The organism is Chimaeribacter arupi, assembly GCF_002858805.1.
GTDB classification, from domain to species: Bacteria; Pseudomonadota; Gammaproteobacteria; order Enterobacterales; family Enterobacteriaceae; genus Chimaeribacter; species Chimaeribacter arupi.
In genome coordinates this window covers 108175-122837 of sequence record NZ_PJZI01000004.1, presented here as the reverse complement: position 1 = coordinate 122837, position 14663 = coordinate 108175, and the positions used below count along the sequence as shown (strand labels likewise).

The 14663-nt window shown below is 61.6% G+C and carries 13 protein-coding genes; 7 read left to right on the top strand and 6 right to left on the bottom strand.

Annotated features, from left to right (window positions below; genetic code table 11):
• Positions 1-27 precede the first annotated feature (27 nt).
• Genes ileS through ispH form a run of 4 tightly spaced genes read left to right on the top strand, consistent with a single transcriptional unit; the run spans position 28 to position 4764 of the window.
• On the top strand, positions 28-2844 hold the full coding sequence (ileS, locus tag CYR52_RS04070; protein WP_072928677.1) for an isoleucine--tRNA ligase: 2817 nt from the start codon (positions 28-30) through the stop codon (positions 2842-2844).
• Positions 2844-3359, top strand: a complete 516-nt coding sequence (gene lspA, locus CYR52_RS04065; RefSeq protein WP_072928678.1) for a signal peptidase II — start codon at positions 2844-2846, stop codon at positions 3357-3359. The genes ileS and lspA overlap by 1 nt, the downstream gene beginning before the upstream one ends.
• 3 nt (positions 3360-3362) lie before the next feature.
• A complete protein-coding gene (gene fkpB / locus CYR52_RS04060) occupies positions 3363-3833 on the top strand; it encodes an FKBP-type peptidyl-prolyl cis-trans isomerase (RefSeq protein WP_072928680.1) in 471 nt (156 codons plus the stop codon).
• Positions 3814-4764, top strand: a complete 951-nt coding sequence (gene ispH / locus CYR52_RS04055) for a 4-hydroxy-3-methylbut-2-enyl diphosphate reductase (protein WP_072928682.1) — start codon at positions 3814-3816, stop codon at positions 4762-4764. The genes fkpB and ispH overlap by 20 nt, the downstream gene beginning before the upstream one ends.
• A gap of 59 nt (positions 4765-4823) precedes the next feature.
• Here the strand turns inward: ispH and CYR52_RS04050 are convergent, their stop codons facing one another.
• The 6 genes from CYR52_RS04050 to citS form a co-directional block, all read right to left on the bottom strand.
• Positions 4824-5510: a response regulator gene (locus tag CYR52_RS04050; protein WP_072928684.1), complete on the bottom strand. Its 687-nt coding sequence runs from the start codon at positions 5508-5510 to the stop codon at positions 4824-4826.
• A gap of 14 nt (positions 5511-5524) precedes the next feature.
• Entirely contained in the window at positions 5525-7033 is a 1509-nt protein-coding gene (locus tag CYR52_RS04045; RefSeq protein WP_079205242.1) for an ATP-binding protein, read from the bottom strand.
• Between the two features lie 397 nt (positions 7034-7430).
• Positions 7431-8732 carry a sodium ion-translocating decarboxylase subunit beta gene (locus CYR52_RS04040; RefSeq protein WP_072928688.1) on the bottom strand — a complete coding sequence of 434 codons (1302 nt, stop codon included), beginning with the start codon at positions 8730-8732 and terminating at the stop codon, positions 7431-7433.
• Positions 8733-8743: 11 nt separating this feature from the next.
• On the bottom strand, positions 8744-10516 hold the full coding sequence (gene oadA, locus CYR52_RS04035; RefSeq protein ID WP_101828001.1) for a sodium-extruding oxaloacetate decarboxylase subunit alpha: 1773 nt from the start codon (positions 10514-10516) through the stop codon (positions 8744-8746).
• Between the two features lie 15 nt (positions 10517-10531).
• Complete coding sequence (locus CYR52_RS04030) at positions 10532-10777, bottom strand: oxaloacetate decarboxylase subunit gamma (RefSeq protein WP_101828000.1); 246 nt, start codon at positions 10775-10777, stop codon at positions 10532-10534.
• A 52-nt stretch (positions 10778-10829) separates the two neighbouring features.
• Complete coding sequence (gene citS / locus CYR52_RS04025) at positions 10830-12173, bottom strand: citrate/sodium symporter CitS (RefSeq protein ID WP_072928694.1); 1344 nt, start codon at positions 12171-12173, stop codon at positions 10830-10832.
• A 267-nt stretch (positions 12174-12440) separates the two neighbouring features.
• Between citS and citC the strand changes: the two genes are divergently transcribed.
• The 3 genes from citC to citE are packed head-to-tail and all read left to right on the top strand — an operon-like array spanning position 12441 to position 14658.
• Complete coding sequence (gene citC / locus CYR52_RS04020; protein ID WP_101827999.1) at positions 12441-13466, top strand: [citrate (pro-3S)-lyase] ligase; 1026 nt, start codon at positions 12441-12443, stop codon at positions 13464-13466.
• Positions 13467-13495: 29 nt separating this feature from the next.
• Positions 13496-13792 (top strand): citrate lyase acyl carrier protein, encoded by a 297-nt coding sequence (citD, locus tag CYR52_RS04015; protein WP_101827998.1) that lies wholly within the window; start codon positions 13496-13498, stop codon positions 13790-13792.
• Positions 13789-14658, top strand: coding sequence for a citrate (pro-3S)-lyase subunit beta (gene citE, locus CYR52_RS04010; protein ID WP_072928701.1), 870 nt, complete (start codon positions 13789-13791; stop codon positions 14656-14658). Before citD ends, citE begins: the two co-directional genes overlap by 4 nt.
• The last annotated feature ends 5 nt before the right edge of the window (positions 14659-14663 follow it).

Below are 14663 nucleotides of genomic sequence, written 5' to 3'. Positions count from 1 at the left end.
CTTGCCGAAAACGGAACCGAGAATCTGATGAGTGACTACAAAAATACCCTGAATTTGCCGGAAACAGGGTTCCCGATGCGCGGCGATCTCGCCAAGCGCGAGCCTGGCATGCTGCAACGCTGGTATGAGCAGGATCTGTACGGGATGATTCGTGCTGCCAAAAAGGGCAAAAAAACCTTTATCCTGCATGACGGCCCTCCGTATGCGAACGGCAGCATTCATATTGGTCACTCGGTTAACAAAATTCTCAAAGACATTATTATCAAGTCGAAAGGGATGGCCGGTTATGACTCGCCGTATGTACCGGGCTGGGACTGCCACGGCCTGCCGATCGAACTGAAAGTCGAGCAGCTGATCGGCAAGCCGGGTGAGAAAGTCACCGCGGCAGAATTCCGTGAAGCGTGCCGGAAATATGCCGCTGAACAGGTTGCCGGCCAGAAAGCGGATTTCATCCGCCTCGGCGTGCTGGGCGACTGGGATCGTCCTTACCTGACGATGGATTTCGGCACCGAAGCCAACATTATCCGTGCGCTGGGTAAAATCATCGCCAACGGCCACCTGCACAAAGGCGCGAAGCCGGTGCACTGGTGTACCGATTGCGGCTCTTCGCTGGCGGAAGCGGAAGTGGAGTATTACGACAAAACCTCGCCGTCGATTGACGTGATGTTCAACGCCACCGACGCCGCAGGCGTTGCCGCGAAATTTGGCGTGACGCAGTTCAACGGCCCGGTGGCGCTGGTTATCTGGACGACCACCCCGTGGACCATGCCGGCCAACCGCGCCATCTCCCTGAACCCGGAATTCGCCTACCAACTGGTGCAGGTGGAAGGGCGCTGCCTGATCCTGGCGACCGATCTGGTTGCGAGCGTGATGAAGCGCGCCGGCATCACCGACTGGACGGTGCTGGGCGAGTGCAAAGGGGCGGATCTGGAGCTGCTGCGCTTCCGGCATCCGTTCCTGGGCTTTGACGTCCCGGCCATCCTGGGCGACCACGTCACGCTGGACGCCGGTACCGGTGCAGTACACACCGCACCCGGCCACGGCCCGGATGACTACGTCATCGGCCAGAAATATGGCCTGGAAGTCGCCAACCCGGTTGGCCCGAACGGCTGCTACCTGCCGGGCACCTACCCGGCGCTGGACGGCCTGTTCGTCTTCAAAGCCAACGATGTGATCGTTAACTTGCTGCGTGAGCAGGGCGCCCTGCTGCACGTTGAGAAACTGACCCACAGCTACCCGTGCTGCTGGCGTCACAAAACGCCGATCATCTTCCGCGCCACGCCGCAATGGTTCATCAGCATGGATCAGCACGGCCTGCGTAAGCAGTCGCTGGGCGAAATCAAAGGCGTGCAGTGGATCCCGGACTGGGGCCAGGCGCGTATCGAAAACATGGTCGCCAACCGCCCGGACTGGTGTATCTCTCGCCAGCGTACCTGGGGCGTGCCGATGTCGCTGTTCGTCCATAAAGAGACGGAAGTGCTGCACCCGCGCACCATCGAGCTGATGGAAGAGGTGGCGAAACGCGTTGAAGAGAACGGTATTCAGGCCTGGTGGGATCTCGATCCGGCTGAGCTGCTGGGTGACGACGCCGCAGACTACGTGAAAGTGCCGGACACGCTGGACGTCTGGTTTGACTCCGGCTCCACCAGTTTCTCTGTCGTGGATGCGCGCCCGGAATTTGACGGCCACACGCCGGACATGTACCTGGAAGGCTCCGACCAGCACCGCGGCTGGTTTATGTCATCGCTGATGATTTCCACCGCGATGAAGGGCAAAGCGCCGTACAAAGAGGTGCTGACCCACGGCTTCACCGTGGATGGTCAGGGCCGCAAGATGTCCAAATCCATCGGCAACACCGTCTCCCCGCAGGACGTGATGAACAAACTGGGCGGCGACATCCTGCGCCTGTGGGTGGCATCAACCGACTACACCGGCGAGATCGCGGTGTCTGACGAGATCCTGAAGCGCGCCGCGGACTCCTACCGCCGTATCCGTAACACTGCCCGCTTCCTGCTGGCGAACCTGAACGGCTTCAACCCGGACACTGACATGGTCAGCCCGGAAGAGATGGTGGTGCTGGACCGCTGGGCGGTGGGCCGTGCGCTGGCTGCCCAGCAGGACATCGAACAGGCGTATGCCCGTTACGATTTCCACGAAGTGGTGCAGCGCCTGATGCAGTTCTGCTCGGTGGAGATGGGGTCGTTCTACCTCGACATCATCAAAGACCGCCAGTACACCGCGAAAAGCGACAGCGTGGCGCGCCGCAGCTGCCAGACTGCGCTCTACTACATCGTGGAAGCGCTGGTACGCTGGATGGCACCGATCATGTCCTTCACCGCGGATGAGATCTGGGGCTACCTGCCGGGCAAACGCGCGCAATACGTGTTCACCGAAGAGTGGTTCGACGGCCTGTTCGGGCTGGACGCTGCCGAGCCGATGGGCGACGCCTTCTGGGCTGAGCTGCTGAAAGTGCGCGGCGAAGTGAACAAAGTGATTGAGCAGGCCCGTGCGGACAAACGCCTCGGCGGCTCGCTGGAAGCGGCCATCACGCTGTATGCGGACAACGACCTGGCACCGAAACTGCACAGCCTGGGCGCGGAACTGCGCTTCGTGCTGCTGACGTCGGCGGCCACCGTGGCACCGCTGGCGGAGGCCCCGGCCGATGCACAGGCCAGCGAGCAACTCAAAGGGCTGAAAATTGGCCTGGCGAAAGCGGACGGTGAAAAATGCCCGCGCTGCTGGCACTTCACCACCGATGTCGGCCAGAACCCGGAGCACGCAGAAATCTGCGGTCGCTGCTATACCAACGTAGCCGGTCACGGCGAAGAGCGTAAATTTGCCTGATGCGTAAACCGTTACTTTCAACCGGACTGCGCTGGCTGTGGCTGACGATTGTGGTTTTGATCGTTGACCTCGGCAGCAAGCAGTGGATTGTGAACCACTTTATGTTGGGCGAAACGCAGCCGCTGTTTCCGTTCCTGAACCTGCACTACGCGCGCAACTACGGCGCGGCGTTCAGCTTCCTGGCGGACAAAGGCGGCTGGCAGCGCTGGTTCTTCGCAGGTATCGCGATTGCCATCGCGCTGGCCCTGCTGGTGATGATGTACCGCACCCGTGCGCAGAAGAAAATCGCCAACTGCGCGTATGCGCTGATTATCGGCGGGGCGCTCGGCAACCTGTTTGATCGCATGTGGCATGGCTTTGTGGTGGACTTCGTGGACTTCTACATCGGCAACTGGCACTTCGCGACCTTCAACATCGCTGACACCGCCATCTGTGTCGGCGCGGCACTGGTGGTGCTGGAGGGCTTCATCGCCCCCAACACCGATGACAAGGCTGCGGCCGGAAATAAGGGGTAATTGATGGCAGACCATGTTCAACCTGACAGCGCCGTGCTGGTGCATTTTACCCTGACGCTGGAAGATGGCTCAGTGGCGGAATCCACCCGCGGCAACGGCAAACCGGCGCTGTTCCGCCTGGGCGACGGCAGCCTCTCTGACGATCTGGAGGCGCACCTGCTGGGCCTTCAGGTCGGCGACAAGCGCGCCTTTACCCTGTCGCCGGAGTCGGCGTTCGGCCAGAAAAGCCCGGATCTGATCCAGTTCTTTTCCCGCCGTGACTTCATTGAAACCGGCATCCCGGAAGTGGGCACCATTATGATGTTCACCGCGATGGACGGCAGTGAAATGCCGGGCGTGGTGCGTGAGGTGGCGGAGGAGTCGATCACCGTCGATTTCAACCATCCGCTGGCCGGCCAGCACATCAGTTTTGATCTGGACGTGCTGGAGATTGACCCGGATCTGGAGGCCAATGATGCAAATCCTGCTGGCTAACCCACGCGGCTTCTGCGCGGGCGTTGACCGCGCCATCAGCATTGTGGAGCGTGCGCTGGAGATCTACGGTGCGCCGATCTACGTGCGCCACGAAGTGGTGCACAACCGCTACGTGGTAGACAGCCTGCGCGCCCGCGGTGCGGTGTTTATCGAGCAGATCAGCGAAGTGCCGGACGGCTCGATCCTGATCTTCTCCGCGCACGGCGTCTCCCAGGCGGTACGGGCGGAAGCGCGCAGCCGTGACCTCACGGTGTTTGACGCCACCTGTCCGCTGGTGACCAAAGTGCATATGGAAGTGGCCCGCGCCAGCCGCAAAGGCACCGAGGCTATCCTGATCGGCCATGCCGGCCACCCGGAAGTGGAAGGCACCATGGGCCAGTACAGCAACCCGGAAGGGGGCATGTACCTGGTGGAATCCCCGGCGGACGTGTTCGCCCTGCAAGTGAAAAATGAGGATAACCTCTGCTTCATGACGCAGACCACCCTGTCGGTGGATGACACGTCTGACGTGATTGACGCCCTGCGTGCGCGTTTCCCGAAGATTGTCGGGCCGCGCAAGGACGACATCTGCTACGCCACCACCAACCGTCAGGAAGCGGTACGCAACCTGGCCGATGGCGCGGACGTGGTGCTGGTGGTTGGGTCGCGCAACTCCTCCAACTCCAACCGTCTGGCGGAGCTGGCGCAGCGCATGGGCAAACAGGCCTATCTGATCGATTCCGCCGCCGACATCCAGGAAGCCTGGCTGAAAGGCGCGGCGAGCATCGGCGTTACCGCCGGGGCGTCCGCACCGGACGTGCTGGTGCAGGATGTGATCACACGCCTGCAGGCGCTGGGCGGCGGTGCGGCGATTGAGATGAGCGGCCGCGAAGAGAACATCGTGTTTGAAGTGCCGAAAGAGCTGCGGGTGGATGTAAAACAGATCGACTGATCCGGCTCCTGCTGCGTTCTACAGGGTCTGCCTCGGCAGACCCTTTTTTTATGGCGGCGTCAGGCGCGGCGCGCGCGATAGACCCGCTCCGGGCGGCCGACCCGGCCATACACCACTTCGGCCTCCAGGAAGCGCTCTTTCACGCCATGCTCCAGATAGCGCCTGGCGGTGGTTTTGCTGCTGCCGAGCAGGCGCGCCAGGCTGTCGGCGGTGTAGCTGCTCTCCCCGGTGAACAAATCGCGGATTTTTTGCAGCGTATTGCCCTCAATGCCGCGCAACGGTGCGGGCGCTTCCTCCGCCCATTCGCGTGACTGCATATTAAACAGCGCGTCCACATGCTGCTGGCTGGCCTGCTCGCTGGAGCGCAATGAACTGACATAACGGCTGAAGCGGCTCAGGGTATGGTGCAGCCGCTGGTAATGCACCGGCTTTATCAGGTAATCGAACACCCCGAGGCGGATTGCCTCACTGATGGTGTCCATATCATTGTCCGCCGTGATGAACACCACGCGGCTGGTGCTGTTCTCATTGACCAGATGTTTGATAAGCTCAATGCCGCGCCCGTCAGGCAGGAAATTATCCAGCAGGATCAGGTGGGGTTTATAGCGCCGGGTAATCATCCGCGCCTCATTCAGCGTGCCGGCGATGCTCACAATATGAAAATTAAAATGTTGTTTGATGTAGTCCGCCAGCAGCTCTGCCAGTTGCGGCTCATCTTCAACAATCAGCAGCGATAATACCGTCATAATTCATCCTCTTCTCACCACGGGATTGTCAGGGTAAAAATGGTGCCGGTCGGCGTATTGTCATCAATGAAAATGGTGCCCCCGGCCTGCCGTACATAACTGTCCACCAGCCACAGGCCGATGCCGTGATCGCCGGAGGTGCTGGTGGTGATGCCGCGTTCGAAAATCCGCGTACGGATCGCCTCCGGGATGCCGCAGCCGTGATCCGCCACTTCCAGCACCACGTCCTCCCCCTGCGCATTGAGGTAACACTCCACCACCCGCGGGCTGCCGGGCTGCTTTAACGTGGCGATAAAGGCGTTATCCAGCAGGTTGCCGACAATCGAGATCCACTCGTTGTGCGTCAGGCTCTCCGGCAACTCCGCCACCTCACAGCCGGGGTCGAAAATGAGTTCAATACCCAGTTCCTGCGCGCGGTAATATTTCCCGATTAACAGCCCGGCCAGCGGGTTATTCCGGAAATTCATCGTCACGTAATCCACTATTTTCTGGTGGCGCGCAGATTGCGCCTGAATCATGTTCACCGCATCATCATAGGCTTTTATATGCAGCAGCCCGGCCAGGGTCGATAACGTATTAATTTGCTCATGGCGCATGGCGCGTAAATTATCTGCATATTGCTGGATTTGGCTCAATTGCAGACTCAGGGTATTAATATCATCTTTATTACGGAAGCTGATAACCGACCCCTGCGGGATGCCGTTAATGCAAATGCTCATCCGGCTGGCAATCACCTTCACATTATTAAATGAGGCAATATCATCTTTTTTATCCTGCCCCGGTGCATCCAGGAAAAAACTGCCGGGGTGCACAATCTCCTGGACCGGCTCGCCAATCAGCAGATGCACCGGCTGCACCAGCCCCAGCATCCGCCGCGCCGCCTGATTGATGGCAGTGATGCGGTTCTCCGCGTCGATGGCAATCAGCCCCTCGAACACCGACTCGAACAGCACTTCCTGCTGGATCAGCAGCCGCGCCAGCGCATCCGGCTCCAGGCTGCGCATCTGCCGCTTGATATGCAGCGAAAAACACCAGGCGCACACCAGCAGGAACAGCAGCAGCAACAGCATCGGCAACAGCAGCGTCTGGCGTTGCAGGCAGATCCAGCTCTCCAGCTGGCTCAGGGTATAGCCCACCGACACAATCCCGATGATCCGGCCATCCGCCGCGCGTACCGGGGCTTTGCCGCGCAGCGACGTGCCCAGTGAGCCGCGCCGTTCAGAGAGGTAACTGCGGCCGTCTTTCAGCGCCGGGCCGCTGTCACCGCCCTCCATCTGCGCGCCGATTTTCTCCTCATCGACGTGGAACAGCCGCACGCCGCGGCTGTCACCGATGGTGATGTAGGTAGCATCTGACAGCGCGCGCAGCCGGGTCGCCAGCGTTTTGACGGCGTCGGTGTCCTGCTGCGCCACCGCTGCCGCCAGCGAGGGCATCGCGGCGATTTGCCGGGCCTGCACCAGCGCACGCTGGCCGACCTGATAATGCAGCCGCTCTTTTTCCATACGGCTGAAATAACCGGTCATCACCAAAAGGCTGATGGTTGAAGTAAACAGCAACAGCAGAAAAACGCGCGTCTGAAAGGTTTTCGGGCCGGCATATTTTCGCCAGCCTGCGGCTTTCCGCGTTGATGAATTAACCGCTTGGATAAATATTCTCCTTATAAAGGGGTGGAATGGATGAAATAGCGCGAAAGGCCGGGGTGAAATGCCTTGCTAATATAATCGCTGGAAAGGTGAAAACCGTGAAGGAATGCGTGGAGTGCTGAAAATTTTATGCACTTTATGCACGTTATGAATAATATTCGTTTATCACGCAGAAAGGGCGGCGCTATTTCGCCAGGTTGTATCAAACAATCGAGAATATTGTAAAGCGGCCGCGATGGACGGCCGCTTTTTTGTTACAGCGTGAGAAAGCAGCGGGTCACCGCGCCAGGATATAATTAATCATCACCCCGGCCGCAATCGCTGAGCCAATCACCCCGGCCACGTTCGGCCCCATCGCGTGCATCAGCAAAAAGTTTTGCGGGTTGGCCTCCAGCCCCACTTTATTGGCGACCCTGGCGGCCATCGGCACTGCCGACACCCCGGCCGCGCCAATCAGCGGGTTAATCGGCGTGTGGCCAAACCGGTTAAGCAGCTTCGCCATCAGCACCCCACTGGCGGTGCCGATGCCGAACGCAATCACCCCCAGCAGCAGGATGCCGAGCGTCTGCGGTTGCAGGAACTTATCTGCCACCAGTTTCGCACCGACGGACAGGCCAAGGAAAATCGTGACGATATTGATCAGCGCGTTCTGTACCGTCTCGCTCAACCGCTCCACCACCCCGCATTCGCGCATCAGGTTGCCGAAGCAGAACATCCCCAACAGCGGGGCGGCGTCCGGCAGCAGCAGCGCCACCAGCAGCAGCAACATCACCGGGAAAATGATCTTCTCCCGTTTATGCACCACCCGCAGTTGCGTCATCACAATCTGCCGCTCCGCCGGGGTGGTCAGCGCCCGCATGATGGGCGGCTGGATCAGCGGCACCAGCGCCATATAGGAGTAGGCCGCCACCGCAATCGCCCCCAGCAGCTCCGGGGCCAGGATGCTGGAGAGGTAGATTGCCGTTGGCCCGTCCGCGCCGCCGATAATGCCAATCGCCGCTGCCTGCGGCAGCGTGAAGCTGATCACCCCCAGCACATTCAGCGCCAGCGCGCCGAGCACCGTGGCGAAGATGCCGAACTGCGCGGCCGCGCCCAGCAGCAGGGTGCGTGGGTTAGCCAGCAGCGGGCCGAAGTCGGTCATCGCCCCGACGCCCATAAAGATCACCAATGGCGCAATGCCGGAAGCGATCGCGACCTTATAGAACACGTAGAGCACGCCGTCGCTGTGGCCCATCTCTTCCGCCAGGGTCGCCAGCCCATGCAGCACTGCCGGGGCAGCGGTCACCAGTTGCGCCTTGATCGCGGCCGCGTCCGGCAGGCAGTGCAGGCGCGCGGCCAGCGCCGCCAGCTGATCCGGCTGCGCCTTGTAGAGCGCCATCTCCAGCGCCGACATCGCCAGACCGGCATCCGGGATATTGGCCAGCAGCCCGCCGAAGCCAATCGGCATCAGGAGCAACGGTTCGAACTTCCGGGCAATCGCCAGCCACAGCAGCAGCAGGCTCACCAGCAGCATCAGCGCCTGCCCGCCGCTCAGATGCAGGATGCCCAATCCCTGAAACAGGGCCGTTAACCTTTCCATGCGGTTTTGCCTCAGGCCAGAGTAAGCAGGCAATCGCCCACGTTGACGGCATCACCCGGTTTCACCCGGATGGCGCTGACGGTGCCGGGCTGTGCAGCACGGATCTCGGTTTCCATCTTCATCGCTTCCAGAATCACCAGCACGTCGCCTTGCTGCACCGCTTGCCCCTCACTGACCACCACTTTCCAGATCGCCCCGGCCAGCGGCGCATTCACCGCCACGCCCCCGGCTGACACCGGGGCAGGGGCGGCCACCGGCGTAATGGTGTCAACATCGCCCCCTTCAGTGACCTGCACCACGTAACGCCGCCCCTCCATCTCCACGGTATAGCGCGCCGGGCCGTTGGGCGATGCTGGCGGCTGCGGCTGCGGCTGCGGCACGGCAACGCCGCCAGGCAACGGCTCAAACGCGGCCGGGTTATGGCGGTTTTCCAGGAATTTCCAGGCAATCTGCGGGAACAGCGCCACCGTCAGCACATCATCAATCGGGCTGTCCGCCAGCGTGATGTTTTTCGCCGCCGCCTCGCGCTGCACCTCCGCCTCAAGCGTCGCCATCTCCGGCGGCAGGCGATCGGCCGGGCGGCAGGTCACCGGCTGGCCGCCCGCCAGCACCCGCTGTTGCAGCGCAGCGTTGACCGGCGCAGGCGTCGCGCCGTATTCCCCTTTCAGGATACCGGCCGTCTCTTTGGCGATGCTTTTGTAGCGTTCCCCCAGCAGCACATTCATCACCGCCTGGGTACCGACAATCTGGGAGGTCGGCGTCACCAGCGGCAGGAAACCGAGATCTTCCCGCACGCGCGGGATCTCCGCCAGCACCGCGTCCAGCTTGTCGGCGGCATTCTGCTGCCTGAGCTGGCTCTCCAGATTGGTGAGCATCCCGCCCGGCACCTGCGCCACCAGGATCCGGCTGTCCGCGCCACGCAACTGGCCTTCGAATGCGTGGTATTTTTTGCGCACCTCACGCAAACAGGCGGCGATCGCCTCCAGTTGCACCAGGTCCAGCCCGCTGTCCCAGGCGGTGCCGCGCAGCGCCGCGACCAGCGCCTCGGTGGCCGGGTGGCCGTAAGTGCCGCTCATCGACGAAATGGCGGTGTCCACGCCGTCCACCCCGGCCTCGATCGCTTTCAGCAGCGTCATCTCCGCCATGCCGGTAGTGGCGTGGCAATGCAGGTGCAGCGGCACATTGAAGCGCTGCTTAATCAACCCCACCAGCCGGAAGGCGGTGTCCGGCGTCAGGATGCCGGACATATCCTTGATCACCACTGAATCGACGCCGGTTTCCAGCAACTTTTCGGTGAGGGTCAGCCAGGTGTCGTCGTTATGCACCGGGCTGGTGGTGTAGCTCAGCGTGCCCTGGGCGTGCGCGCCCTGTTTGCGCACCGCCTGCAACGCGCAGCGCATGTTGCGCACATCGTTCATTGCGTCAAACACGCGGAACACCTCCATGCCGTTGGCGACCGCCCGCTCTACAAAGCGCTCCACCACATCGTCGGCGTAGTGGCGGTAGCCCAGCAGGTTCTGGCCGCGCAGCAGCATCTGCAATGGGGTGGTGGGCATCGCTTTTTTCAGCTCGCGCAGGCGCACCCACGGGTCTTCGCCCAAAAAGCGGATGCAGGCATCAAAGGTTGCGCCGCCCCAGCACTCCAGCGACCAGAAGCCGATCTTGTCCAGCAGCGCGGCAGCGGGCAGCATATCGTCCAGCCGCAGGCGGGTTGCAAACAGGGATTGGTGCGCATCGCGCAGCACCACATCAGTTATCGCCACAGGGCGCAATAAAGGGGACATCAGGTTCTCCAGAAATCAGTGAATGCCGTGCAGACGGCGGTGGTGGTGAAGGGCGGCGGCGATAACCGGCCGCAGGGGCGCCAGGGCATCGGCAGCTGGTGCCGTGGGCGCCGGTGCCGGGGCCTCCGCGGGCGAGAAACGGACGATAATCCCGGACATCAGGCGCAGCGCGAACACCAGCACCAGCAGGAAAATCATCACAAAGCCCATGCCGCAGACCATCAGGGCCAGGCCCTCGCGCATCAAACCAGGTTCAGACATCGTTGGGTTCTCCATCAAAGCGCGGCACGGCGGCTGGCCGTGCCGCAGGGGATCAGCCGGTGAACATGCCGAACACCACGCTGGCGATCACCAGCACAATGCCGCCGCCGAGGCGCGAGGAGATCTGCGCGTAGGAGATCAGTGACATACGGTTACAGGCGGAGAGCACTTCCAGGTCGCCGGAGCCGCCGCGGTTCGCCATGCACAGCCCGGCGGTAATCGCCGATTCCACCGGGAAGAAGCCGATCAGCCAGCCGCCGAGCGCTGCCCCGGCAATGGCGCCGAGCACGATAAACCCGGCAATCACCACGTTGGCGAAGGTCAGCGCCGCGATGATTTCGCCGAGGTCGGTGTAGCAGACGCCGACGCCCACCATCAGCACCCACAGCATCTGTTTGGAGAAGAAATCGGAGAGGCGTTTCGCCCCCTCTTTGATCTCCAGCGAGCAGAGGTTGGCGGCGTTCAGCGCGGCCACAATCAGCACCATGTAGGCAAAGGTATGGATTTGTACCGAACCGATGCCCGGCAGCAATGATTTGGAGAGCACATAGGCCAGCAGGAAGCAGCAGGTCGCCAGCACCATGCCGACCGCCACCTCGCGGTGGGTAATTTTCCCGGCTTTCTCCTCCTCTTCCACCCGGAAAGAGGCTTTGCGCACCAGCTCACCCTCGCCGGTCAGCGACGGGAATTTCTTGCCGATAATGTCGAGGATCGCCGCCGCGACGATGGCGAAAATATTGGCGATGGTCAGGATGGCGATTGCCACCGAGTAGTACTCCTCGCGCGAATTGCCGGTCACTGAATGGTAGATTTCAGAAAGCGGCACCGCCCCGGCACCGTTGCCGCCGCCCATGATCGGCAGCACATAGAGCATCAGCACCCGATCCACCGGAATGCCGAACAGCGCGCCAATCAGCACCCCAAACAGTGCCGCCCCGGCCACCCCGGCCAGAATGGTTGGGATATAACCCACCAGTGAGCGCAGCAGTAATTTACGGTTTACCGACAAAATCGAGCCGGTAATTAACACCGCAATAAACAGGTTCAGGAAATTACTCTCGTCCATCACATTGGTGATGGTTTTTATCTCTTTTTCGGTGAAGATGCCGGCATACACAAACCAGGCGGCGACCAGAAATATCATCACCGGTGCGCCGCCGATATATTTATTAAAGATCGGCAGGCGCTTGCCTATTTCGCCAAACAGCGCGCCAATCACAAACATCAGCGCAAACCCGCCAACCAAATCATTGGGCAGGGTATCGGTGACATGCGCCAGCAACACCGTCACCAGCGTGAAGGCGTAGAGCGGCAGCGGCATACCAAACAGCTTGAATGACCAAAGGGCAGATAAGCCCTTGGCTTCCTTAACCGGAAGCGGGGTAATTGTCGTCATAATGACGTTATCCTTTTATTAAGAGAGACCAGACAGCAGCGGGGGAGATGCTAATGAATCGCAGGGCGTGCGTGATGTGATGGCGTTCAATGAATCACCAGGGTTTTTATTAATTTAATGTGGTTTATACACCTGGGGTAATTAAATAAATAAACACCATAGGCGGCATTAAAATTGCCGGTGAAATGTGATCCTGCCGGAATTAATCCCCGGCGCGGCGTGGCGAAATAGCGCTCCCTTTCTTTTGCTGATGATGCGGAGCGCATTATGCCGGTTCTGTTTCGCCGCCTTTTTCCCGGCGATGAACGCCTCACCCACCTGTTGCCGTTGCTGCACCAGGCCGGGCTGCGGCTGGAAAAGGATGTGGAGGTGATGGTCGCCGCGTACCGGCAGGGCCGGGTAGTGGCCTGCGGCGGGCTGGCTGGCCGGGTGCTGAAGTGCATCGCCATTGACCCGGCGCGGCGCGGGGAGGGGCTGAGCCTGATCCTGATGACGGAGCTGATTACGCTGGCGTTTGAGCGCGGCCACCCTGAACTCTTCCTGTTCACCAAACCGGAGAACCACACGCTGTTTGCCGCCGCCGGGTTTTTCCCGCTGGCTGAAGTGCCGGGCTACCTGGTGCTGATGGAAAACAGCCCCGACCGCCTGCGCCGCCATTGCGCCCAGCTCCGCCGTCAGCGTCAGCCGGGACAGCGTATCGGCGCGATTGTGATGAATGCCAACCCGTTCACCCTCGGCCACCGCTGGCTGGTGGAGCAGGCCGCTGCCCGCTGTGACTGGCTGCACCTGCTGGTGGTGCAGGAGGACGCCTCGCAGTTCCGCTACGCCGACCGCTACCCGCTGATTGCGCAGGGCACGCACGGCATCCGCAACCTGACGCTGCACCCCGGCTCGGCATACGTGATCTCACGCGCCACCTTTCCCGGTTACTTCCTGAAAGATCAGGGCGTGGTGGATATCTGCCACAGCCAGATCGATTTACAGCTGTTCCGCCGTTACCTCGCCCCGGCGCTGGGCATCACCCACCGTTTTGTCGGCACCGAACCTTTCTGCCCGCTTACCGCCGCCTATAACCGCCGTATGCAGACGCTGCTGACGGAGCCGGACGGCCTCTGGCCGCCGGTGGAGGTGGTGGAGCTGCCGCGGCTGGAAATCAACGGCGCACCGGTGTCAGCCTCCAGGGTGCGGGCGCTGCTGGCCGCCGGTGACTGGGACGCCGTGGCCGCGCTGGTGCCGCCGGCCACGCTGGCATTTTTGCGACATGCACACCGCAGGGAAACGACCCCTGCCTGACTTAACCAACCAATGAGGCAATACACGACATGGAGATCGTAAAAGACGCTGTCGCGGGCACGCTGGAATCCAGTGATGCGCTGGTGCGCATCGGCCCGTCGCCGGAACCGGGGCTGCACCTGACGCTGGAAAGCGTGGTGCAGGCGCAATTTGGTGAGGCAATCGAACACCTCGCGCGGGTGACGCTGGCGCAGCTTGGCATCACCCAGGCGCAGATCGCCATTGATGACAAAGGGGCGCTGGAGTGCGTATTGCGCGCCCGCGTGCAGGCGGCCGCGCTGCGTGCCGCCGGAAAAGAACCTTCAGAATGGAGCCTGCCCGGATGAAATTACGTCGCAGTATGCTGTTTATCCCCGGTGCCAACGCCGCGATGCTCAGCACCTCATTTGTCTACGGTGCCGATGCCGTGATGTTTGACCTGGAAGATGCCGTGGCGCTGCGCGAAAAAGACAGCGCCCGCCTGCTGGTGTTCCACGCCCTCCAGCACCCGTTCTACCGCGAGGTGGAAAAAGTGGTGCGTATCAACCCGCTGGACACGCCGTTCGGCCTGGCCGATCTGGAGGCGGTGGTGCGCGCCGGGGTGGACATCATCCGCCTGCCGAAAACCAACAACGTGGAGGATGTACAGCAACTGGAAGCGGAAGTGGCGCGCATTGAGGCCGCCTGCGGCCGCGAGGTGGGCAGCACCCGGCTGATGGCGGCAATTGAGTCGGCACAGGGCGTGGTGAACGCGGTGGCGATTGCCCGCAGCAGCCCGCGCATGGTGGCGATTGCGCTGGCGGCGTTTGACTACGTGATGGACATGCAAACCTCGCGCGGCGACGGCTCGGAGCTGTTTTACGCCCGCTGTGCGGTGCTGCACGCGGCGCGGGTGGCGGGCATCGCCGCGTATGACGTGGTGTGGGCAGACGTTAATGATGACGCCGGGTTCCTGCGTGAGGTGGAGCAGGTGCGGCGGCTGGGGTTTGACGGCAAATCGCTGGTCAACCCGCGCCAGATTGCGCTGTTGCACCAGGCCTACGCGCCGACGCAGCAGGAGGTGGACGACGCCCGCGACGTGGTTGCCGCGGCAGACGACGCCGCCCGGCAGGGGCTGGGGGTGATTTCCCTCAACGGCAAAATGATCGACGGCCCGATTGTGCTGCACGCGCAGCGCGTTCTGTCACGGGCCGCGGGCGGCATTCGCGAATAAGGAGC